This window comes from Stieleria maiorica (assembly GCF_008035925.1).
GTDB classification, from domain to species: domain Bacteria; phylum Planctomycetota; class Planctomycetia; order Pirellulales; family Pirellulaceae; genus Stieleria; species Stieleria maiorica.
In genome coordinates, this window is the sequence record NZ_CP036264.1 from 2,363,273 (window position 1) to 2,384,670 (window position 21,398).

Genomic DNA, 21,398 nt, shown 5'->3' on the forward strand with positions numbered 1-21,398 from the left:
TTCTAATTCCTCGCGTACTTTTTGAGCGCGTTTTCATCTGCCAATAACATTTGTTGCGTCATGGCGTCTGCATCAAATTCCAGCCTGCGCTGATCCATCAGGATCTCCAAGCCGCGGACCCGCGTGCGCTGGTCCATGACTCGTGAACGAGCCTCGCGTCGTTCGGCCTCGCATTTGTCGATTTCGTCTCGAACGATCTTGATGGACCGGTCAATGCTTTCGATCCAGAGATGGGTTTGCGTCAGAAACTCGATCGAGCAATTCCTGGTGATCTCCAGGCCTTGGCGTTTGACCGATTCGAAATCTTCCAGCCGTTTGCGGTGTGAGGCCAACAACGCATCGATGCGGGCGAGTTCGCCGATCAACACATTCAATTGACTGCTTTCGATCGAGTGGATGCGGCGGATTCGATCGATCTTTTTTTTCAGTTCGCTCATGTGGGCTGCCCGATCAATTGTTGCAGCCTTTGCAGACCGGCCCGGGTGGCATTGAGCGGACTCGGTGAATCCATGGCCTGGCGCAGGAACCGATTGACCTCCGGATAGGTCTCGATCGCACGATCCGAATCGGGCATGGCACCTTTTTGATAGGCACCGATCTGAATCAGATCTTCGACTTCCAGATACTTGGCCAGGACGCGTCGCACGCTGGCCGCTTGTTGCTGGTGCGGTTTATCGGTGACCTCTTTGAACAATCGGCTGGCGCTTTTGAGCACGTTGACGGCTGGGAAGTGTCCTTCGTGGGCGAGTTTTCGATCCAGCACGATGTGACCGTCCAAGATGGCGCGTGCCGAGTCGGCGACCGGTTCGTTCATGTCGTCACCGTCGACCAGAATGGTCAACAGCCCGGTGATGACGCCCTTGTCGCTGGTTCCGAGCTGCTCCAGCAATTGTGCCATTTTCTGGAACACGCTGGGCGTGTAGCCGCGTGAGGTGGGCGGTTCCCCGAGCAACAGCCCGAGTTCGCGTTGTGCGTGTGCCAGTCGTGTCAGACTGTCCAGCATGAACAGGACGTTCATGCCTTGAGATCGAAACCAGCTGGCGATCGCGACCGCCGACTCACTGGCCCGGATCCGAGCCAACGGAGGCTGGTCGGAGGTCGATACGATGACGACCGACCGGGCAAGCCCCTCCTCGCCCAAGGTGTCTTCGATGAACGGCCGAACTTCGCGTCCGCGTTCGCCGATCATCGCGACCACGTTGATGTCGCACAACGCGTGCTTGGCGATCTCCCCCAACAGCGTGCTCTTTCCGACCCCGCTGCCGGCGAACAATCCGACGCGTTGCCCCTGGCCCATCGTCAACAACCCGTCGATCGAACGAACGCCGGTCACGAAGGGCTGGCGGATCAACGGCCGCGTCAGGGGATCGGGCGATTCAAAGTGCAATTCCGCCGTCGCATCGCAGTGGATCGGACCGAGCGAATCGATGGGACGTCCCAGCGAATCGATGACCCGTCCGAGCAATTGACGGCCGACAGGGACCCGCATCCGCTTGCCGGTCGATACGACCACGTTGCCCCGCTGAAAATCGACGCCGCTGTGGTACGGCATCAGCTGGGCTTTGTCGTCGTTGAAGCCGATCACTTCGGCCAGCACGGATTGTCCGCTGGAGGACGTGATTTGGACCAATTCGCCCAGCCCCGCATCGATGGTCGCGCACATCCGACCCTCGACACTTTGCAAACGCCCGGTCGTCTGAATCCACTGGTCGTTTCGAAGCGTCGGAATCAACATCTTACGTCTCTCCCCAAGCCGGTGAGAGCTGCTTGCCCGCGGCGTCTAAAAAAGAATCCAGCGATGCCAGGAACCCTTTCCCGTTGGATTCGATGCGGCAATCACCCGGCTGGACCGTCGCGTCGCCTTGGATCTCGATCGCCTCATAATCGATCTGAGACAACCAGGATTGGAGCGAGACGACATAATCGGGATGGACATAAATGACCGCCGATTGGCTGGGATGCACTTGGCGCAACAGGAGGTTCGCAAAATGTGCGACGCGTTCTTCCACCAATGCGTTGTCGCTGCCGAGGGCTTGTTTGGCGATTTGCGTTGCTGCGGCGGTCAGCTGGACGCCGATCGTCGAAAGTTCCTCATCCAACCTGGCGTCGAGAAGTTTCAGCTTTTGTTCAATTGAGTGCAGCGTCTTCAGCGCCGCGGCGGCGGCTTCGTCTCGGGCAGCCGATTCGGCTTCGGCCACGGTCGTCGGCTCGGTCGCGGCGCTCGCGGCCCCGTTCGGTGACGTACCGGCCGGCAAGTTGGGTGTGGCCGGCGGCAGCGGCCCACGGGCCAGGGTGACGTTGGCCAAGGACCGGTCGAAGGGGATTTGAATCGTGGGCATGTCAATCGATTTTCACCTCACCGGCTTCGCACAGGCCTGCCAAGATCTTGGCGATCGAACTCCGCGCTTCGGTGATCTCCTCTTCGCTCGCGTTGGTCTTGAATTCCATTTCCTCTTGCAGCGACTCTTTGGCGCGTTTGGACATGTTGGACAAGATGAACGTCAGCAGCGACTCGTCAACCTGTTGCAAGGCACAGACCAGGGCGTCGGTTTGGCATTGGCCGAGCAGTTTTTGCAGGTCCCGGTCGCCGAGTTTTTCGATGTCCTCGAATCGGTACAGTTGATTGCGGACGGTTTCGGCCAGTTCGCTGTCGCGCTTTTCCAGTTCATCGAGCATCGGCTTGCGCAACGCCCTGGGCAGCGATCGCATCAGGTTGGCCATTTGTGAGGTCGTTTCCTGTTCCGTTTCACGCTCCTCGACCTGGAGCGACAACTGCAGGGCTTTGGCAAGAATGCGTTCCTGGATCAATGGGGAAACCGACGACGGTTGGGCCAGCTCCAGGAAGACGTTGGGGCGGACCGCCTCGGGCAAAAATTCCAGCGTCTTGGCGGCATGTTCGTTGGCCAGCCGTCGCAGCACGATCGCCGCCGCGACCGGATTCTCGTTCTTGAGCGCCTGGGCGACTTGATAGGGGTGCATCTGGTTCAAATCGCGAACCGTATCGCCGGTCAGTTTGGGCGGGGTGAAACGCTTGGTCGGTTCGATTTCGACATCGAAACTCTCCTCGGCGATCTGCAGGATTTTGGGGCCTTCCTCTTCTTCCGAATCCCCCTCTTCGGCCGGGGCGTTTTTCTGGACCGTTTGCAGGGCCATGTGGAAGTAATCTTCAAAGTCACCAAGGACCATATCGATTTCTTCCTGGCTGGGCGGATAGGACTCAAAATCTTTGAGCGCCTGGTCCAACTCCTCCAGCGCTTCGCCGGAAAGCCCCTCGCGGGCCATCTCGGTGGCGTCTTCGCCCATCAGGTGCAGCAGAAGCGCGAGTCGCTCGGGCCGCGTCAACATCATCTTCATCGTTGCCACCCCCTATGATCACGCGGCGTCGCGTTTCTCGGACTCTCGATCGGAATCAGCGCCAGACCAAGATCGAACGACCTGAGCAAACACTTCGGGGTTTTCTTTGATCATTCGTGACAATTCGCTGACGTTTTCCAGTCGGGCACTATCGAGTTGCTGATCGGCGCCCGCGCCGCCCGGTTTGCTGGCCGGTCCGAACCGCCGCAACAACATTAGGCCTAACACAAATGCCAACAGGGCGGCAATCGCAAGTGATGCCTTTTCAACGATCGATGTGATCTTGGTCCAGTCAAACGTAGCTTCCGGAGTCGTCACGTTGAGGATCGGTTCGGTGAATGGCAGAAAATCGACGGTGATGCTGTCGGTGTCGTCACGAAACCCGACGGCGTTTTTAACCAGGGCGCTGACCCGTTCGTCCATCCCGGGGATCAAGGTTCCGTCTTCTTGCTTGATGCCTTGGGTTTCGGAGTTGACCAGCACGCTGACGCTCAGGAAATTCTTGATCGGGGTCGAATTCGCCTGGGTTTCTTCGGTGATCGGGACCAGATAACTTGTTTTGACGTTTTCTGTTTTATTGAGAACGCTGCTTGTGCCGGTTGCCCCCCGCCGCGATTGCAGATTGGACGCCACCCCGGCGGCTCCGACCGCGGGCTGTTCCATGTTGGTCGTCGTTTCGGAAACCAAGTCTTCCTGACTGGGGACCGCCCCGTCGGCGTCGTATTTGGTGGTTTTGGTCGACCCCTGGGTGAACGTCATGTCCAAACTGACTTGGACGCTGGCGTTGCCGTATCCCAGGAACTGCATCAATTGAGCTTCGGCCTTGTCGGCGAGCTTGCGTTCGGCGGCGGCGATGTATTCGACTTGCGAACCGATTTGCTGGGATTGCTCGTCGGGGATCGTGTAGCTGCGACCGTCACGGTCGGTGATTTGGACGGCTTCGGGAACCAGGTCTTCGACGGCATAGGCGACAAAGGACGCGATCGATGCGGCTTGTTGATCGCTCAATCGGGCTCCGTAGCGCAGCGTAAGCATCACGCTGGCCGAGGGAGGAGATGTCTTGCGTTCAAACGGCCCCTTGTCAGGGATGTTCAAATGAACGTCGGCGTGTTCGACGACCTCCAGCTTCTTGATCGTCGACGCAAGGCTTTGTTGCGTTTGCAGCCGAGCCCGGTTGCGTCGTTCGGTCGGGCTGCCGAAGGCACCGCCCATCGGCAAATCGGCGACCGCGCCGGCATCGGACACGCCGTTGGTCCGCGCCAACAAGCGGGCTTTGGCGAAATCACGCTTGTCCACCAGCAGGTTTCCGCCGGCGCCGGAAAGTTGGTAATCGATGCCCGCTTTGTCCAGGGCATTGATCACACGGTCGACCTGGTCGCCTTCACCCTGGCTGACCAAGACGACGTAGCTGGGTTGCACCGACCAATAACCGACGCCACCAACGGTGACCACGCACAGCACTGCCAACAGCAGGATTCCGATCCTTGCCGAAGGAGAGCTGTGCCGCCAAATGTTTAGGAGGGCGTCGATATAGGGCTGGATGACGTTCAAGGCAAATCAAGCAAGCGAATGTCGCGTTGGGGAGGTAACACGAAGGTCGTCTGGTGCTGTCGGAGTTCCACTAGAATTGCATTCGCATCAATTCGTTGTACGAATCGACGATCTGATTTCGTACTTCCATAAAGATCTGAAACGACATCTCGGCCTTGACGACTTCCATGACGACCTGCTGGACGTCTTGATTCTCGCCGGAAACCAATCCTTGGATCGCTTCCTCCGATCGGATCTGGTCTTCGTTGGCACGGGCCATCAGATCCATGAACAGATTGCGATCGGTCGCCTGGGGTTTCGCAGGCGACGACGGCAATGCAACGTTGGGAGATCCCGTTGTGGCGATGGGGGGCAGGGCAGACATCACTGGCCTCCTTGGAGCAGTGTGAGAGTTTGTTCGACCATCTCTTTAAAGACGCTGATCGCTTTCGAATTCGCCTCGTAGGATCGGCTGGCCGTGATCAGGTCAACCATTTCTTCGGGAATCTTGACGTTGGACAGTTTCACGAAACCGTCCGCATCGGCATGCGGGTGCGCCGGGTTGTAAATACTGGGAAACTCGCTCGGGTCGCCTTCCACTCCGACCACTTCCACCCCGTGCATGGCCGCGGCGCCGTGTTTCCGGTCGACCGGGTCCAATCCGGCGGCAAACACCACCGCCTGTCGGCGATAGGGCTGGCCGGTGTCGGTCATCGTCGTGCCGGCGTTGGCGATGTTGTTGGCCGTCACCTCCATCCGAAACCGCTCGGCGGCTAAGCCGGAAGCGGCGATGTCGATCGTTGGAAATCTAACCGTCATGACGTTCCTTCGTCCTTGTTCCTCAAAGGGGGGCCTTGAGTGGTGGAGCCACCCTTCAAAGCCGTCCTTAGCCCGAGATTGCTCGACGCATCGTCGAAACCCTGGATGCCAGCAGGTGCGAAAAGGCTTGGAACGCCAACGCGTTCTCCTTCAATTCCGCAACTTCCTTCTCCAAGTTCACATTGTTCCCATCCACCCGCTCCACCAGGCCCTCCAAGTCCTTGACCGGCAATTCGATGCCGCCCGAGTCCTCGGCCTGCCCCGACTGAAGCTGGTTTAACAACCGCTCAAACTCCAACCGCTTGGTCTTGTAACCCGGCGTGTTGACATTAGCGATATTCTGGCTGACAACGCGATGGCTCTTTTCCGACGCGCTGACCGCTGAACCCAATAAATCCATTTGGTAAAATATTCCAGTCATGCCAGTTATATCGGCCTGAGAAGCTGTTCGCGTTAAGGGCAACTTTCCGAGAATGTCGCCGAAACGCCATCTCTGGGCCGACTGGCGGTGAGGGAGTTCCCTCAATTAGGGCATCCAGTGCGGCTGAGTCGATGGCAATTCGGTCGATCTCTAGCGGTGAACTAAGAATCGAAAGACGGTTTTGAATTTCGATTCGAACGCGCAGTTCTGAGTGCCTCTGCACCGCTCTGTCTGCGATCACACGGGGCGACAAGATTGTGTCGCGGGGGGGATAACTGGGCAGTTATGGATATCGCAACAATCATCGGACTGATCCTGGGATTCGGTCTGATCTTGGCTTCGATCGCGATGGGCGGGGGCGGCCTGGGACCCTTCATTGACCCCCCCAGTATGATGATCGTGTTCGGAGGCGCCGCCGCGGCATCCCTGATCAACTTCCCTCTGAAGTACAACCTGGGCGCCTTCGGCGTCATCCTGAAGTGCTTCCTGTTCAAACTGCCCACCGCCCAAGACACGATCGCGCAATTCAAAAAGTTTGCCGAAGTGGTTCGCAAGGACGGGTTGCTAGCATTGGAAGATCAAGCGGCCGAGATCAAGGACGATTACATGCGGCGGGGACTGGAGTCGTTGATCAGCGGCGTCCCGGCCGAAGACGTCGCGCGGACGCTGGAGATCGAGCTGGCGTACATCGAACAACGACACGTCACGGGCAAAAAGATCGTCGATTCGGCCGGTGCGGCCGCGCCGGCGTTCGGCATGATCGGCACCCTGATCGGTCTGGTCCAGATGCTTCGTTCGCTCGATGACCCCAGCAAGATCGGTGGCGGGATGGCGACGGCATTGTTGACGACGTTGTACGGGGCATTGATCGCCAACGTCGTCTGTATCCCGTTGGCCGGCAAGTTGGAAACCCGCAATCGGGAGGAGACGATGATTCGCGAGTTGATCATCCGCGGCATCGCCCTGTTGGGCGAAGGGGAAAGCCCGCGCGTGGTCGAAGAAAAACTGCTCGGGTTCCTGTCCCCCAAAACTCGCCGATCGATCCTCGCAAAGGCGTAGACTGATGGCCAGCGATCTGCCCGAGGATCCGCCGGAAGACATCCCGGCGTGGTTCATGACCTACAGCGACGTCATCACGCTGTTGATGACGTTCTTCATCTTGCTGTTGACCTTTGCCACGACCGAACCGGAGCGGTTCGAAAAGGTCACCGCCAGTGTGTTCGGCGCGGCCGGGGCGAAGGGCGTCGCGGGGCACGAGCACGACATGTTGGATCGAAACTCGTGGAGTCAGCGGATTCGTCCTCGGGCGGCCCGGATCGCGATGCAGGGCAGCGAAATGCCACCGATCCAAAAGGAGGTGACGACCAAGGCGATCGGACGCGGCCTGGAGGCGGTCAGCGAACTGGCCAGCCAAAAAGACGTGATGAAGACGTACGCATTCGAAATGCCGCTGGAAAAATTGGTCGACCAAAACCTGAAACTCACCCAGCGGGGGGCCAAGGTCGCGGCCAAATTGTCGGCACAATTGCGCTCGCTCAGTATTCACTGCACGTTTGAAATCTCCGATCGGACCTTGGAAGATCGCGTCTGCGCCTTCGCCCACCATCTGTACCACGTCGAGCGTGCCCGGCCGGGCCAAATCGGGACCAGCATCGCCGATAACGTGACCACCAAGATGGTTCGAATCGTGATCGAGAAGTACGAGGGGAACCGATGAGCAAACGCAAGAAGCAGCCGCCCAGCGTTCCCAGCAAGGCCTACCTGGTTTCCTTCGGCGACACCATGACCGCCCTGTTGGCCTTCTTCATCGTGCTTAACTCGCTGGCCAAAGAACAGACCGGGGCCAACATGCACTCCGGAACCGGCTCGTTCGTTAACGCTTTTTCAAGCTCCGGGCAACCCGGGCACTTAAGTGGCAGCCGCTCCAATGAAGTGATCCAGCAGGAATCGCAAAAGCCGATCTACGCGTTGGCGGAGAATATGAAGGATGACTCCGACAAGAATATCGGGCCGGACGAGATCAATGAACAGCAACGCGTGCTTGATCGAGAGAAAGAACAATTCCAAAAGTTTCTCACCGAATTGGAATCGCAACTCGATCTGGACATGCTGCCGGAGATCGAAAACCAAGTCGTCTTCGATTCCTTCGAACGACCGGACCCCACGACGGGAAAACTCAGCCTGCACGCCGTCCAGTTGATCTCCGAAGCCGTGACGAAGCTCCGTGAACCCGGCATGACGCTGGAGATCGTGCTGTGGGCAGACATGCCGCGAGGCTCCGCGTTGAAACGGAAACTGGATAAATCGGTCGAGCTTCGTAAGGAAATCGAACGGACGGTCTGGATGAAGGCGAGCCAAAAGTCGCGGATCCGCTACCGCGTCAAACCGTGGCTGTTTGCTGACGCCAAACGCCCCTACCTGTCAGTCATCCTCGGCAGAACCTCCGCTGCCCCCGACGCCGGCTAAACAATACGACGCCCCCTCCAGTCCGTCGCTGAAACGTACGATGGCCCTTCCGGGCCGTCGATCATGCCCCGCCGGCGCTCTTGAAAAAGCCGACGTCACCTTCGCCCGATGGGACCAATAGGACACAGAGGACGTATAGGTCCCCTACGTCCTATCGAGCGCAACATCCATCCGCACCGGTTGAACCAACCGATACGACAAACGTCCGCTGGACTGAGTCAACGTCCACCACGCTTCAAAACCGTTTCTCTACGAACCATTCGCGTTGCGTTTCAAATACTCCAGATTGCCCTGATGCGGCGCCTGGCGATGGTCTTTCATCATCACTTCGCGATCGTGAATCGTGCCCGGTCGAACCGGCCGGTGGGCTTGGTCGGCAAGTCCCACAAGCTGCTTGAGCGTTTCCGGGTAGTCGTCGGCGACATTCTGTTTTTCTTCAACGTCTTGCGACAGGTCGTACAGTTCCCAAGTCCCATTGCGACCACGATAGGCCTTCCAGTTGCCCATCCGCACCGCCGTCTGGCCTTGGTATTCCCAGTACAGAGACGGGTGCGTGGGTTGATCGCCTTGGCCCAGCAACGTCGGGGCGAACGACAGGCCATCGGTCGGTGGGCACTCCGCACCGGCCAAGTCCGCCAACGTCGGCATGACGTCCGGGTAGTAGAGCAAATGATTCGCAACCGAAGCGTCCTGGACCTTGCCCGGCCACCGCACCAGATACGGAACCTTCAGGCCGCCTTCATAAAGCGACCCTTTCCCCGCGCGAAAACGCTCGCCGGTTTGGGGATTCAGATTGGGACCGAAGAATCCGTGCGGTCGTTCGGGAGTCTTGAAATAATCCTGGCCACCGTTGTCGCCGCACAGAAAGATCACGGTGTTGTCGTCAATCGCTGTCTCTTTCAGCAATGAAATGATTTGCCCCAGTTGGCGGTCAACCATGTGCATGAACGCGGCGTAAACCTTGGCGTCATTTTCGGTCCGTTGCCCCGCGGTCCACGGTTTGTCCTTGAAGAGCTGCCACGAGGGATCGTCTTCATCAATGCCCCACAATCCATGTGGGGGCGTCCACGGCAGGTAACAGAAAAATCGCTGCTCGTGGTTCTCGCGGATGAACTTCAACGCCTCATTGAAGATCTCGACGTGGGCGTGGGTCTCACCTTCGAAAAAACTGATTCCGGGGTTGCCCGGCAACGGCACCTCCTGGCTGTTGCGGATCAAGTAGCGCGGATAGAAGGTGTGGGCGTGGACTTGGTCGTAGTAACCGAAGAACTGGTCAAAGCCGTGCTGCTCTGGAACGCCGGATGTGCCGCGGCCCCCGATCCCCCACTTGCCGAACCCGCCGGTGACATACCCCTGCTGTTTGAGCATGCTGGCCAACGTCGGCTCCTCACTGCGAATCGGGGAGAACCCATCGTTCTTTCGCATCGACATGTGTCCGGCATGCAGCCCGGTCAGCAACGAACAGCGTGTCGGCCCGCAGACGGGGGCGCCCGCATAGGCATTGGTAAACCGCATGCCCTCTTCGGCGAAGCGGTCGATGTTGGGGGTCAGCAGATCACCATTGCCCATGTGCCCGGATTCGAAGTAGCCCCATTCGTCGAGCATGATGTAGATGATGTTGGGCGGATCGGCTGCCGCAGATTGCGCGGTTGCAGATTGAGCTGCTGCAGGGGAACCACCGACGACCAAGCCGGCAACAACAATCCAGGCGGCGGCAATCGCCACGACAGGGTGACCTTTCATCGGATACGCGTTTCCTCGGGAGGGAGTCTTCTTCTTCAACGCACCAGTACCGCCCCTGCGGGTTCGAATCATAGCAGGATCAAGAAACGCGTCAGGACCACGAAACGACGATGCCCGACGCCGCGCCCAACACCCGCCTGCAATAATCATTTTGCCCCCATTGTTTTGCCCTCCCCACCCGCAATGCCAGCGGGACGCGTCAGCGAGCGGCCTACACAATGCCAGCGGGACGCGTCCGCGAGCGGCCCGTCCGACCCCAGCGGGAAGCGCCAAGGCCTGTTGATTAAATCCGATCCCACGTGGGATCAGCCGTTTCGCGCGAGCGTACGGGCCTGAACCATCGAGAGAACGCACCGGGCCCGAAGGCTCGCGCCAAACGGCTGATTAAATCAACCCACCGATCAATCAGCGACACCAACGACACCGCGGCGTCAGTTAGATTCAGGCGGATTCCTCGACGCTCCAGAGGATACGATCGACCATTTCTTCATCCGTCGCCGGATTCATAAACACGGCTTTCCAAGCAGGGATTTCGATTCCGAAAGGTTTGAATCCAAAATTCGTCGTGAATCCCAATCTCGCGTCAACCTTTGGATCCATCATCTTCTCGCGTTTCCGCTGCGTTCGGGCGACTTCGGCAAAGTACTGTTCGCGTTCTGCGTCAGGCAATGTTCCTTCGACCAGTTGCCGATAGATGCGTTCGGCATCACGGCCCTTGGGCAAGACCCACCAATCGACAGAAACGCCGATCGTTTCGCGATTCAAAACCTTGCAATAGGGAAGCGTCTCCAATCCCTGCTTGAGTCGCTCGGCCAGTTCCAGACTCCGTGCGGTCAGCATTTGCCACCCCGTCAACCCGATACCATTAAGCGAGGCCATCACGATGTAGGGACCCAATGCAGGCCGCGAACACTCCAGCGTGATCAGCGCCGGATCACGACTGGCCTGTGCTTCCGAAAAGTAGGGTGTGTCGGTGACCTCGCGCGCAAGGTACTTCAAATCCCTGCGGTGATTCACCAAAAATGCGCTGGAAGGATAATGTCCGCGACCGAGCTTGTGGAAGTCGATCGTCGCACTATCGACGACGCGCAAGCCCTTGCAGGCCTCCTGCACTCGTTTGACGATCGACAGCAGACTGTCCGAAAAACCGAGCGTGTTTCTGCCCAGATCGTAGTCGGCCAGGAAAGAAAGTGCCCAGCCCACGGCGGCATCAACGTGCAGCTGCGGTGTCGGCTGTTGGTACTCGGTTGATTTGGCATCCAGAAGTGTGCGGATCGCAGCCAGATCATCGATCCCAAATCCGTCCGTGGTTCCAAAGGACGCGACGACATAAGCCACCTTGGTCCCGTTTTGGTAGCACTCGTCAAGCTGCTGCTCAAGCAGATCCACACGGATCGACAGATTTGCGTCCGTCGGAATGGCGATCAGATTGTTCACGCCGATTCCCAGCCATCCGGCGACGGTGCGGTTGGAATAGTGACTCGCTTCGGAACAAAACCCGACCACACGTTGCCCCCCGATGCCGTTCTGCATCGCTCCGGGGACGACTCGCTCGATTCCGATTTTTGCGCCGTAAAGATTGGAGATGGTTCCGCCGATCGTAAACACGCCCCACGGATCGTCGGTGTGATAGAAGATCAAATTGGCCAGCGCCGTGACCGATTTGACCTCCAGTTCATTCGAACGCTGGCTATAGCGATCCGTGCACAGGTTGGGGTTCTTTAGCAAACAGGCGAACGCGCCGATCAGCGATGCGTTGTTGGCCGGGCCACGTACGTTTTCCAAGTGCAGGGGGCTGTTAAAGCTGTCCGTGCCCCAAAAGTAAGGAAAAACGGCGTCGCGAGCGTCTTTCAGATTGCCCGGCAACATGTGAATCTCAGGATTCGCTTTCGCCGTCTCATAATTCTGCGACATCGCGTGGGCCGGGTTGAGTGCGTGTTCGGTCGCCGCAGCGCTCAGCAGCTCTTCCAGGATCGTCACAATCGACTCTTGATCCCACTTGAAGAAGGTGTCAACCAGTTTTCGATAGTCGTTCCGATCCATAGGTCTCCCTCGCGGTCGCTAAGTCATGATCGTATCATGAAGGATACCTCCCGCTTTTGCGAGTGCGGCAAGGATTCCGATAGCGCGACAGTAAGGGACCCAGATTGGCGGGCGATGGAAGGGACCATTCGGGGCTAACGAAGTGTGGCGATCAGCGCGAGGAATCCCAGCCCGAAGAGCAGCGCCCCAACGTTCACGAGGATCGGATGGGCGGACGCTGCGGTCAATAGAGCGACGCCGCCAATCATCGCAGCGAGTCCGCCAAAAAGAGTTGCCTCATACATCAGCGAGGACTTGACAGCGTTTCGCGGCAGCTCCTCAGATGCCGGCGCCGCGTACGGATTGAGTTGCGATTGGTCTCGATCAAGTTCGCTCATGCGGAGATCAATCCGTTTCCACTGGGGATAACACCGCTTTCTCAAAGAGCCTCACTTTAACGGATCGTCGTCTTGCGTTGACAACACTTGCTCCAACGCATCGAGTACTCTGTCTTGACGATCCGCCTGCTTTTCCCATCGGTCCAGCAACGCATCATAGCGATCGGATTGTGCCTTGGATCGATTCTGTTGTCGCTCCGTTTCGTCTTGCTGCTGTTGTGTTCGATCAAGTTGCTTTGGGGATTGATCCAACTGCTGCTGTGTTTGAAGAAGTTGCCGCTCGGTCGTTTCTGACTGCCGATTGTATTCGTCAACTTGTTGTTGATACTCAGCATCGTACACCCCTCCCGATTGTGGCGCGCAACCTGTGGACGAACGAAAAGCGATCTATCGGCGCACGCGGACGATTGCGGATAGACCTCGCGCCAGAAATCTGTCGGCTCTGGTGTGGGCCGGTTACAGGATCCGATTAGAGCGGATCCTGCAGAGAGTGCCAGTTTCTCGGGGCCCAGGAAAACTTGAGTTGAGCGGCGGCAGACCAGTCCGATTCGGCGGCAGCCTCCTTCTCACCTTCTGGCTCGCTTTTCAGGGAACGAACAAAGCTCGATTTCAAAGCCCAGCGGGCTGACAGAGTGTTTGCCGGGCCCGTCAGGGCCCGGTCTCGAATGGCAACTTCAACGCAGGCCTGGAAGGCCGACACAGTGCGCGGCGATCGATCCGGCACGGTGGATGGCGTTGCCCCTTCAGGGCTGGTGTAGCGGACATTCAACCGATGACTCACCGGACTGTAAATTGAAATGTTTTCGACGAATGAACGCAATAGTACATCCGTCGTCGCTCCCTTCTCCCGCACCGTCCGCTCTCCAAATCCACTGGCAACGTAGTCGGATTGTATCACGGAGGTCGCTGGGGATCGCCATCGTCCGGTGTTCGGTTCAATCAGCCTTCTTCCGGTCGATCGAAAGAAAGTAGCGATTCGCAGCGGTGGACTCAAACGACGTTGGTCGAGGATCGCCAGGATAGGGGAAGCAGTTGATGAAGTGTTCGTCGTCAAAACGAAAGATACCGGGTAGAGTCTGCCCGTCACGTGGGCCACCCACGTAGGTGACGTCGATCTTGTATGGCTTGTCCGAAACATCAATTTCGAAAGTGGCATGCCCGACTTCTTCGTCATCGGCAACGAACACGATCTTTCGGTTTTCGATTCGGTAGGACCGATTGTCTCGCCCCTCTGAGGTGTCCTTCCCGTGGATGATCCACTTCTCCGCCTTCCAGTTCCCTTGCAGCTTTTGAAGCACCATGGTTTCTAACTGCGATTCGTCGGCGTCCATCGATAGTGCCGCGGTCGCAAGTAGGCCTGCGGCAACGAACAAACAGATCAGTCGCATGTTTACTCAAACCTCATTTGGTAAAACGGTGCACCTCCAAGACGGATGTGAAAGTGCCAAAACCCGACGGCGATGTCCTTACCCGATTTCACCCGTCTCTTCAGGGACTGTGCCGGCAGCGTTTACGGCACTATCGAGTGCGGCGACGAATTCGTCAAATCCTGTACTGCTCGCTGCACGGAAAAAGTAGACCGCCTTAATGTACTCAAAACGGAGGAATCACCCCGGCATCGTGCAGACAGAGAAGGACACCACAGGTCATCACGCATAGGGAGAGAACAGCGAGTAAGACAGCAAACCCTCTCGATCCCGTTGCGTAGCATCTTGCCGAGCAGAGCAGCATCGCCGATGAAACAACGAGCGACAACAAAAACAAAGCGCCGAAGCGACCCAGATCGATCGCGTTGATCGCCCAAAGCCCGCCGGTGAGTAACGCCGTGAATGCCTCCAGAACAGCGAACGCGAACGCAATGACTGAACGACCCGGAAAGCGTTGTCCCAGCCAGGGAAAAACATTGCTTTCGATGGGGGATGGGGCCGAGTAGGGATTAACGTCTGCGGGCATGGTGATTCGGCGATTCCGGTATTGAATGACCCCACACAGTGATGTGCGGCGTCGGTTGATGATGTAACCATGCGGTGTAGCGTCGACTAACGGCTGACATCCTCCGCCGGCGGCCAACGCACCACCAACCCATTCACCCGAAATAAGAGCGAATCCTGGCGGAGCGTGCCAGAATCTCAGTCCCAGGCGAATTCGAATGACGCGATGCTGACCGGTCCGCTTTGTCGGCAGGCTCCATTGTGCTTCCATGATCGCTTTACGGTTATCAAACGTACCAGACGCGACGAAATGTCATCCTTCGCGCCCAAAGCAGCAACCGTTGGTGTCTAGCCTTTAGGCGATTCCCGGTCGCTGCTTTGCAGCGACAGTGAGCGGATAAAGCCTGCACACCCGCGGCGCGAGCATCGTCCGCATGTTTCGTCACTTTACCGGAGCATTCGCCTAGTCATGGAGTCTCGACCATGGAAAGTCCGTGTCGATGCGCAACGCACTGTTGCAGGCACAACCTCACGGAAGTGACCGCAGGCAGTTGAAACCGGCGCAGATCTGCAGTTAACCGTCGTCGGCCGCTGGTGCGCGTCGGGTGGTTGTCAAAAACTCGCGTCGGTCTTTGGCGCCGACTGCATTTCGGTCAACTCGCAACGAACGTCGCCTGGTCCAACCTCAGCGGCCAAACGCCCGCGATCGATAGGACCAATAGAACAGATGGGACCTATAAGTCCGATGTGTCCTATTGGTCCCATTGCACGATTGTCGCCCCACCAGCGAGGAACGGCAAAACGATGGGGGCAAAACGATAGCAAGAAGGACATCTCGGCAACCTGACCTCACGCTGTAGTTGGATCATCCTGTCCCGAATCGTTCTGCCACTCTCTCCCCATCATCGTCTTGCCCTCATTGTTTTGCCCCATATTCGATTCATCGATTGCTGCTCCACGCCACCTTGGCGTCGGCCTCGATTCTTCAGCAGAATTCACATCCGCTTGCTGACGCGGAGATGTCATTGGAAGGCACTGCGCCCATTCGAAGTTGGCATACGGCACGGTAACCTCTACTCGCGAGGGAGCGTAAACGTTTGGTCAATATCAACGTCCCAAGAGTCGGGGATGCTAGCGTGGAGCTTTACGGCAATGGTGACAGACTCGCGACTCAATGAGATGATTTTAATGCTTCCACTGGAATCTGGGTCGTCGCAGGCCATGCAGTCTTTGAGGGGACTGCCAACGTAGAACGCAACAAATTCGCATGGCTGCAAGAATCCCAACCGATCGAATTTGCCGACGTGTTCAAGGTGTCGCCCGGATGCTGCGGGGACCAAGTCAAAAACATCGTCAGAATCGATGTCATTAGGGAGCTGAATGCCAACCTCGTAGTACCATCCGCCGGTCGTACCAAGATGGTCTTCTCCTTCCCGAAGCGTAATGTAATGCCCGTCGCTCCGAACTTGTCCGCGGAGCTGAAGTCCGCCTTGGTAACACTTGTCAACAACACCGACGGAATGGTCGTGCCAATGAAACTCGTCGGTTGAAGCGATCACCTGCTCGGCGGGCCAGTAGAGCCAGACCGCAGCAGAAATACTCGACAACGAAACAACGAGAAGTAGGGTCCGAATTGAGAACTGCAGCATCTATTCGCAATCCTAACGGCAGCCATTGTTCAGGACGCGTGGGCGACGCTCTACCGCTGATCGGCGTGTCCCATGTGCGTAGTGGATACTATTCTTGTCTGCTTCGTTGCCTGCGTAGACCCGAAACCATGATGCCCAAACCGACCGATCCGGAACTGGCCAGACCGATCATCGTCATCGCGAAACCCCGCGAACGGAATCCCGTCGAGACGGCGATTGAAATGGGCAGAAGCATAACTTCACGACCCAGGGTGTGGGACTGCAAAGGCAAAACTGACTCACGAAGTACTGACAGCGCGGCCATTAGGAATGTCCCGCCAAGAATCAATCCGGCAAACACAATCGCGACCAACCGACCGGCTTGATTCTCAACCGGTTTGGGTTTTGGTGTCTCTGGATCGGTCGGTGGGGTGTACGGGTTCATGGCACGCCTCAGTCTATCACAGCGCAGCCCTCTGTATAACAAACCCGTGAAAGCTTGTTTTGACAACAAAGATTAAGCGCTCAATTCGAGGAGTTCGGTGTCGCGAAGTTTCAGAGCCGTCGTCATAAGTTTCTGCCCTTTTTGTGTTATTCGATAGTAGAACGTGCCTGAAACTTTTCGGATCAATCCGTGTGCGCGAAGCAACCGTAGCAACCGAGTGATACGCCCAGCCGCCCGCTTCCGCTCTTTGTCATTACGATTGACATGTGGAAAGAGCCTTGACCGTAGGTCTTTATTGCGGAACCCTTGCAAGAGGAACGTCCCTTCCTGCAGAACCGAGAACATGCGAACTTCGTCCGGTTCGATCGGGCGTAGCCCCCGATATGGTCGTCCCTGACGGAAAATCCGGCGACTTACTGGATCAAGTATCTTGTGCGCGGGAGATGATTCTCCTACGACAGCGAGTGCCTCAAGATAGCGCTCATTCGCGGCGTGACATATTTCCACACGCCGTGCAACGTCGGCGACGCTCTTTCGCATCGGAAACCATGCAACAACAACTTCGCCGCCACGGGTCGCTTTTCTTCGAACGTTGAAGCGTCTCGGATTGTTAATCGTGGTTTCGATTCTCAGTACGCTGCCCGCCTTGTCGTACATTTTGATCGAGTTCTCATCGACCCAGTGTTTTATCCTTACTCCTTCCACACGATGCTTCACATCGCTTGTCACTTCCCCGTTGAAATCACGATGAAAGCGACGGCCCATAAATCGCATCACATCGCGACAGCCGAAGTGCTGAACTGCATGATTGACAAGAGCAGGGTAGATCGCATTAAGTGAAGCCTCATTCGCAAACATCACATCAGTCGCGTATTCACTTTCGCGCATGGTCCAGTAATACGCGGGGAACTTCAGCTGACTTTTCAGTTTGAGCCAGGGATTGAACCGACGGGCCAACGCATTCAGGAACTGTACCCAGTTTCGCTTGTGAAGATCGTCAATCATCTGCTGGGCCTTGGCAAGGTCATCAATATGGGTAAAGCAATTGCCCTGTTTGTTGTAGCCGATGCCAGCCTTATCCAGTCGACCTGCAAGGTATTCACGCCCGTTCAAACAAACCTGGATAGTCATGGGAAGCCAAGTCTGAAGTCGGACGTGCATCAGGCCAAATTCCCGGTCGACGAAGTAGAAATAGAGGAACAAGCATTTCCTTCGGGCATGCGCCAATTCAAGACGTTTTCCTTTCGGATCTTTATGAAGCTCGTAGGTTTGGCACGATTCCACACATGACAAAACGCAAACTAATCCTTGCTGAATGGAGTCTTGCTCCATGATGCTTCGCGCGCAGTCTTCTTTGGAAATGGATGAAGACGTTAAGTATCGGAACGGCCGGCCATGCGCTTCAGCGTATTCAGCGGCGTGTTCCTTGATTCTGTCTGAGATGCGTTGGACGAAACCGCCGAAATGTTTGTAGAGGACGCCATGTACGTTCAAATACTTATCCATCCCGTCCAAGTAACTCAACGCACGTATGGTCCCACGAAAAAGGATCCGGTCGAATCCCGACAAAACACCGATGATGCGTTGATCGTGTCGTTCGATGAATCGTTCCATGTCACCCTCCCAGCGTAAAACGCCAACCATGTAAATAGCAAGGATTGCGGAAGGTGCCGCAGATTGCAACCATTTGGCCGCTCCTTGAACACCCGAGCAATGCCTGGGAAAATCCCCCGGCATTCTGAACGGTCATGGAGGCCGGATCGTTTGGTTGCGGCCGAAGGCTGCGACGTGCCAACATGCGTGAGACAACTTTGAGTTTTTCAGAGTTGAGGGCACGGAGCATTTTGCATGACCGAGAACGCTGACAAAAAAGTTGAGAAAAATCCTGAGGTGACTGAGAAAGCGAGCCGTCGTCGCTTTACTGCCGAGTACAAACGCCGCATCGCGCTCGAGGCCGAACGGTGTACCGAGCCTGGTGAAATCGGAGCCCTGCTGCGACGCGAAGGGCTTTACTCGTCAGTGGTAGGACGCTGGCGTCGTCAACTTCGGGAAGAACCATTGTCATCATCGAAAAAATCCAATCGAGCAGCATCACCCAAAAAGGCGTCAGCGGCAAAGGAACTCGCTGATCTGAGGCGTGAGAATGAACGCTTGAAAGAGAAACTCCGTCAGGCGGAGTTGATCATTGACGTCCAAAAAAAAGTCTCGGAGATGATGCAGACGCGATCACCCGAGAAGACAGACTGAAAGCAGCCGAAGGGCTTAGCAAACGCGTCGGCGTCGCCGCCGCGTGTCGGGCACTGAACGTTTCCAGAGCGACGTTTTACCGTCGTCGTGATCCCGATCGGCCATCGAGCCCGAGGCCTGCACCTGCTCGAACGCTATCAGCGGATGAACGAAAGGCGGTGCTTGATCAACTCGTCAGTGAACGTTTCGCTGATCAGTCACCGCGGCAGGTCTATTCGAAGTTGCTTGATGAAGGCGATTACCTGTGCAGCGTGCGAACGATGTATCGGATCCTCGCCGAGAACCAGAGTTCTCGCGAGCGGCGGAATCAACTGAAACACCCCAACTATCAAAAGCCGGAACTGTTGGCGAGCGGACCCAATGAGGTTTGGTCTTGGGACATCACCAAGCTGAAGGGTCCCGAAACATGGACCTATTATTACCTTTACGTCATCCTGGACATCTACAGTCGCTGCGTCGTCGGCTGGATGCTGGCGCATCGTGAAGCCGCCGATCTGGCCACCCAGCTCATTGAAACGACGATTGAAAAACAAGGCGTCCAATCCGACCAATTGATCCTTCACAGCGACCGTGAGCCTTCGATGACATCCCATTCCGTGGCCGAATTACTCACTTCGCTGGGCGTCACAAAGTCACACAGCCGCCCCCACGTTTCCAACGACAACCCGTTCTCGGAAAGCCAATTTAAAACGATGAAGTATCGTCCTGAATTCCCAAAGCGATTTGGGTGCTATGAAGATGCACTTGGGTTCTGCCGAGACTTTTTCAGCTGGTACAACGACGAACATTACCACAGCGGCATCGGCCTACTCACACCATCATCGTTACACTACGGACAAGCCGAAGAAATCCTTGCACAGCGACAGGAAACGCTTCGAGAGGCGTGGCAAAAGAATCCTGAGCGATTCGTGGGCGGCGTCCCAACTCCTGCGAGTCTTCCCAAGGCCGTCTGGATCAACGCTCCAAAACGGGAAAGAGAAAGAAAAATCGGAGCCCCTGAAGCGAATTGCCCCGGAGCTCCATAAGAGACGTCATTGACGCACCCTCGATCCGGCTATCCCTTGGACGGTTGCGTCCCCGCAGAGCCATCTTCCGTTTCACCGGACGAATCGACGATACCACAAGAACCATCATTGAACACCCGAGCCATGCCTAAAAAAATCCCGGGGGTTCGGGGGCTGGCCCCCGAGTACGCTGGGCTGCCCTGCTAACAAGTATCCAAAAGTTGTCTCAATGTCGTTGACACATTCCGATGCCAGCCAGTTTGCTGGCAATGCCGACACGTTTGGTCAGTTGACTGGAGAGGGCCGTAACGGTGTCAAATGGGTGCCAGTGGGAACAGTGAACGGGCGTCGCATGGATCGAAAAACTGACCCGAGGGCATTGGCAGGGAATCGGCTTTCACCGGTGTGGTAAACAGCCCCGTGCTCAACGGGACCGATAGGACGTGCGGGGCCCATCGGTCCTGTGTGTCCGATCGGTCCCCTTGGGCGATCAACACCGGGAATCGTCTTGCCCCCATTGTTTTGCCACTTGCGATCCTTCGCCCCGCGCACAAAAAAAGCCGTTTCTCTTGTCAGAGAAACGGCATATAGGGCTGACAGGAGTCGAACCTGCACTTCCGAAGAAACTGGAACCTAAATCCAGCGCGTCTGCCAGTTCCGCCACAGCCCCGCGGGTTGTTTTTCCGTTGGACGTTGCGTCGCCAGTGGCTCACCGTCGTCCTGCCGAAACGCAGCCGATCGTAGGGTGGATCGGATCGGCGGGCGCTCGGGGGAATCGGCCGGTGAGGGTGTTGGCGACGACTGCTCGGTTTCCCGGTGACCGGGAACCGCGGCTCAGGAAACGGTTGCGTCTTCGGCGGCGGTCGGGACGACCCAAACCTTCAAGCTGGCTTCGACTTCGCTGTGCAGGTGGACTCGGACGGTGTACAGACCGAGTTCGCGGAGCGGGCCATCCAGGCGGATTTGGTCGTTGGCCAAGCTGAAGCCGGCTTCTTTGAGGGCCGCGGTGATTTCGTGCGGGCCGACGCTGCCGTACAAGTGGCCTTCGTCGTTCGCGTTGGCTTCGATCGTGATCGATTGCTTGCCGAGTTCGTCGGCCAAATCGCGGTAGCTTTTCAGCTTTTCCAGTTCGATCGCACGCAGCTTTTCACGGTGTTTTTCGACCATCCGTTTGTGGTGGTCGGTCGCGATGGTCGCCATGCCTTGGGGCAGCAGGTAGTTGCGTGCGTAACCCGGTTTGACTTCGACGATATCGCCTTGCTTGCCGAGGTGTTCGACGTTGTGAATCAACAGAAGCTGGATCCCACCGTGGTCGCCTTTGGGCAATCGTTTGTAGGGTCGTTTAAAGGTTCGGCCGTTGCGTGACATCGTTGTGCTCTGGCGGGAGGTT

At 57.0% G+C, this 21,398-nt stretch carries 22 protein-coding genes and 1 tRNA gene; 4 read left to right on the forward strand and 19 right to left on the reverse strand.

Annotated elements, in window-relative coordinates; genetic code table 11:
• Positions 1–2 precede the first annotated feature (2 nt).
• From Mal15_RS08015 to flgB, 8 genes are all read right to left on the reverse strand, one after another.
• Entirely contained in the window at positions 3–437 is a 435-nt protein-coding gene (locus Mal15_RS08015; protein WP_147867282.1) for a flagellar FliJ family protein, read from the reverse strand.
• Positions 434–1,735 carry a FliI/YscN family ATPase gene (locus Mal15_RS08020; RefSeq protein ID WP_147867283.1) on the reverse strand — a complete coding sequence of 434 codons (1,302 nt, stop codon included), beginning with the start codon at positions 1,733–1,735 and terminating at the stop codon, positions 434–436. Before Mal15_RS08020 ends, Mal15_RS08015 begins: the two co-directional genes overlap by 4 nt.
• A 1-nt stretch (position 1,736) precedes the next feature.
• On the reverse strand, positions 1,737–2,339 hold the full coding sequence (locus tag Mal15_RS08025; protein WP_147867284.1) for a FliH/SctL family protein: 603 nt from the start codon (positions 2,337–2,339) through the stop codon (positions 1,737–1,739).
• Position 2,340: 1 nt separating this feature from the next.
• The gene (locus tag Mal15_RS08030; protein WP_147867285.1) at positions 2,341–3,354 is read right to left on the reverse strand and encodes a FliG C-terminal domain-containing protein; all 1,014 of its coding nucleotides are present in this window, start codon (positions 3,352–3,354) and stop codon (positions 2,341–2,343) included.
• Between the two features lie 18 nt (positions 3,355–3,372).
• Positions 3,373–4,905: a flagellar basal-body MS-ring/collar protein FliF gene (fliF, locus tag Mal15_RS08035; protein WP_147867286.1), complete on the reverse strand. Its 1,533-nt coding sequence runs from the start codon at positions 4,903–4,905 to the stop codon at positions 3,373–3,375.
• 70 nt (positions 4,906–4,975) lie between these two features.
• Positions 4,976–5,269, reverse strand: a complete 294-nt coding sequence (gene fliE / locus Mal15_RS08040) for a flagellar hook-basal body complex protein FliE (protein WP_147867287.1) — start codon at positions 5,267–5,269, stop codon at positions 4,976–4,978.
• Positions 5,269–5,703: a flagellar basal body rod protein FlgC gene (gene flgC / locus Mal15_RS08045; RefSeq protein WP_147867288.1), complete on the reverse strand. Its 435-nt coding sequence runs from the start codon at positions 5,701–5,703 to the stop codon at positions 5,269–5,271. Before flgC ends, fliE begins: the two co-directional genes overlap by 1 nt.
• 67 nt (positions 5,704–5,770) lie before the next feature.
• Positions 5,771–6,124 (reverse strand): flagellar basal body rod protein FlgB, encoded by a 354-nt coding sequence (gene flgB, locus Mal15_RS08050; protein WP_147867289.1) that lies wholly within the window; start codon positions 6,122–6,124, stop codon positions 5,771–5,773.
• A gap of 285 nt (positions 6,125–6,409) precedes the next feature.
• On the opposite strand from flgB, the gene Mal15_RS08055 reads away from it, so the two are divergent.
• From Mal15_RS08055 to Mal15_RS08065, 3 genes are read left to right on the forward strand one after another with little or no spacing between them, the layout of a single operon-like run.
• On the forward strand, positions 6,410–7,183 hold the full coding sequence (locus tag Mal15_RS08055; protein WP_147867290.1) for a motility protein A: 774 nt from the start codon (positions 6,410–6,412) through the stop codon (positions 7,181–7,183).
• A gap of 4 nt (positions 7,184–7,187) precedes the next feature.
• Positions 7,188–7,841 (forward strand): flagellar motor protein MotB, encoded by a 654-nt coding sequence (locus Mal15_RS08060; RefSeq protein WP_147867291.1) that lies wholly within the window; start codon positions 7,188–7,190, stop codon positions 7,839–7,841.
• A complete protein-coding gene (locus Mal15_RS08065; RefSeq protein WP_147867292.1) occupies positions 7,838–8,590 on the forward strand; it encodes a flagellar motor protein MotB in 753 nt (250 codons plus the stop codon). The genes Mal15_RS08060 and Mal15_RS08065 overlap by 4 nt, the downstream gene beginning before the upstream one ends.
• 249 nt (positions 8,591–8,839) lie before the next feature.
• On the opposite strand, the gene Mal15_RS08070 is transcribed toward Mal15_RS08065, so the two are convergent.
• The 9 genes from Mal15_RS08070 to Mal15_RS08110 all read right to left on the reverse strand — a co-directional run bounded on the left by Mal15_RS08070 (position 8,840) and on the right by Mal15_RS08110 (position 18,371).
• Positions 8,840–10,333 (reverse strand): arylsulfatase, encoded by a 1,494-nt coding sequence (locus tag Mal15_RS08070; protein WP_147867293.1) that lies wholly within the window; start codon positions 10,331–10,333, stop codon positions 8,840–8,842.
• A 441-nt stretch (positions 10,334–10,774) separates the two neighbouring features.
• A complete protein-coding gene (locus tag Mal15_RS08075) occupies positions 10,775–12,376 on the reverse strand; it encodes a pyridoxal phosphate-dependent decarboxylase family protein (RefSeq protein WP_147867294.1) in 1,602 nt (533 codons plus the stop codon).
• Positions 12,377–12,510: 134 nt separating this feature from the next.
• Entirely contained in the window at positions 12,511–12,753 is a 243-nt protein-coding gene (locus tag Mal15_RS08080; protein ID WP_147867295.1) for a hypothetical protein, read from the reverse strand.
• Between the two features lie 51 nt (positions 12,754–12,804).
• Positions 12,805–13,095: a hypothetical protein gene (locus tag Mal15_RS08085; protein ID WP_147867296.1), complete on the reverse strand. Its 291-nt coding sequence runs from the start codon at positions 13,093–13,095 to the stop codon at positions 12,805–12,807.
• 127 nt (positions 13,096–13,222) lie between these two features.
• A complete protein-coding gene (locus tag Mal15_RS08090; protein ID WP_147867297.1) occupies positions 13,223–13,573 on the reverse strand; it encodes a hypothetical protein in 351 nt (116 codons plus the stop codon).
• Positions 13,574–13,688: 115 nt separating this feature from the next.
• Positions 13,689–14,141, reverse strand: a complete 453-nt coding sequence (locus tag Mal15_RS08095) for a TIGR03067 domain-containing protein (protein ID WP_147867298.1) — start codon at positions 14,139–14,141, stop codon at positions 13,689–13,691.
• A gap of 205 nt (positions 14,142–14,346) precedes the next feature.
• Positions 14,347–14,955, reverse strand: a complete 609-nt coding sequence (locus tag Mal15_RS08100) for a hypothetical protein (protein ID WP_147867299.1) — start codon at positions 14,953–14,955, stop codon at positions 14,347–14,349.
• An 802-nt stretch (positions 14,956–15,757) separates the two neighbouring features.
• The gene (locus tag Mal15_RS08105; RefSeq protein WP_147867300.1) at positions 15,758–16,333 is read right to left on the reverse strand and encodes a hypothetical protein; all 576 of its coding nucleotides are present in this window, start codon (positions 16,331–16,333) and stop codon (positions 15,758–15,760) included.
• A 496-nt stretch (positions 16,334–16,829) separates the two neighbouring features.
• A complete protein-coding gene (locus Mal15_RS08110) occupies positions 16,830–18,371 on the reverse strand; it encodes a hypothetical protein (RefSeq protein ID WP_147867301.1) in 1,542 nt (513 codons plus the stop codon).
• A 234-nt stretch (positions 18,372–18,605) separates the two neighbouring features.
• Here Mal15_RS08110 and Mal15_RS08115 point away from each other — a divergent pair.
• Positions 18,606–20,029, forward strand: a protein-coding gene (locus tag Mal15_RS08115; RefSeq protein WP_147867302.1) for an IS3 family transposase whose coding sequence is annotated in 2 segments (ribosomal slippage) — positions 18,606–18,960 and positions 18,960–20,029 — 1,425 coding nt in all. Because the reading frame shifts where the segments join, the coding sequence is not laid out codon by codon here.
• Positions 20,030–20,596: 567 nt separating this feature from the next.
• On the opposite strand, the gene Mal15_RS08120 is transcribed toward Mal15_RS08115, so the two are convergent.
• Positions 20,597–20,678: transfer RNA gene (locus tag Mal15_RS08120), tRNA-Leu, on the reverse strand.
• A 164-nt stretch (positions 20,679–20,842) separates the two neighbouring features.
• A complete protein-coding gene (rplI, locus tag Mal15_RS08125; protein WP_147867303.1) occupies positions 20,843–21,376 on the reverse strand; it encodes a 50S ribosomal protein L9 in 534 nt (177 codons plus the stop codon).
• Between the last annotated feature and the right edge of the window lie 22 nt (positions 21,377–21,398).

What these genes read in the sequence shown, in the direction of transcription:
- Mal15_RS08060 (WP_147867291.1), top strand. Translation starts at nt 7,188, where the DNA reads ATGGCCAGCGATCTGCCCGAGGATCCGCCGGAAGACATCCCGGCGTGG.
- Mal15_RS08105 (WP_147867300.1), bottom strand. Translation starts at nt 16,333, where the DNA reads ATGCTGCAGTTCTCAATTCGGACCCTACTTCTCGTTGTTTCGTTGTCG.
- flgC (WP_147867288.1), bottom strand. Translation starts at nt 5,703, where the DNA reads ATGACGGTTAGATTTCCAACGATCGACATCGCCGCTTCCGGCTTAGCC.
- Mal15_RS08015 (WP_147867282.1), bottom strand. Translation starts at nt 437, where the DNA reads ATGAGCGAACTGAAAAAAAAGATCGATCGAATCCGCCGCATCCACTCG.
- Mal15_RS08095 (WP_147867298.1), bottom strand. Translation starts at nt 14,141, where the DNA reads ATGCGACTGATCTGTTTGTTCGTTGCCGCAGGCCTACTTGCGACCGCG.
- Mal15_RS08100 (WP_147867299.1), bottom strand. Translation starts at nt 14,955, where the DNA reads ATGGAAGCACAATGGAGCCTGCCGACAAAGCGGACCGGTCAGCATCGC.
- Mal15_RS08065 (WP_147867292.1), top strand. Translation starts at nt 7,838, where the DNA reads ATGAGCAAACGCAAGAAGCAGCCGCCCAGCGTTCCCAGCAAGGCCTAC.
- Mal15_RS08030 (WP_147867285.1), bottom strand. Translation starts at nt 3,354, where the DNA reads ATGAAGATGATGTTGACGCGGCCCGAGCGACTCGCGCTTCTGCTGCAC.
- Mal15_RS08110 (WP_147867301.1), bottom strand. Translation starts at nt 18,371, where the DNA reads ATGGAACGATTCATCGAACGACACGATCAACGCATCATCGGTGTTTTG.
- Mal15_RS08055 (WP_147867290.1), top strand. Translation starts at nt 6,410, where the DNA reads ATGGATATCGCAACAATCATCGGACTGATCCTGGGATTCGGTCTGATC.
- fliE (WP_147867287.1), bottom strand. Translation starts at nt 5,269, where the DNA reads ATGTCTGCCCTGCCCCCCATCGCCACAACGGGATCTCCCAACGTTGCA.
- Mal15_RS08020 (WP_147867283.1), bottom strand. Translation starts at nt 1,735, where the DNA reads ATGTTGATTCCGACGCTTCGAAACGACCAGTGGATTCAGACGACCGGG.
- flgB (WP_147867289.1), bottom strand. Translation starts at nt 6,124, where the DNA reads ATGACTGGAATATTTTACCAAATGGATTTATTGGGTTCAGCGGTCAGC.
- Mal15_RS08025 (WP_147867284.1), bottom strand. Translation starts at nt 2,339, where the DNA reads ATGCCCACGATTCAAATCCCCTTCGACCGGTCCTTGGCCAACGTCACC.
- Mal15_RS08080 (WP_147867295.1), bottom strand. Translation starts at nt 12,753, where the DNA reads ATGAGCGAACTTGATCGAGACCAATCGCAACTCAATCCGTACGCGGCG.
- Mal15_RS08070 (WP_147867293.1), bottom strand. Translation starts at nt 10,333, where the DNA reads ATGAAAGGTCACCCTGTCGTGGCGATTGCCGCCGCCTGGATTGTTGTT.
- Mal15_RS08075 (WP_147867294.1), bottom strand. Translation starts at nt 12,376, where the DNA reads ATGGATCGGAACGACTATCGAAAACTGGTTGACACCTTCTTCAAGTGG.
- rplI (WP_147867303.1), bottom strand. Translation starts at nt 21,376, where the DNA reads ATGTCACGCAACGGCCGAACCTTTAAACGACCCTACAAACGATTGCCC.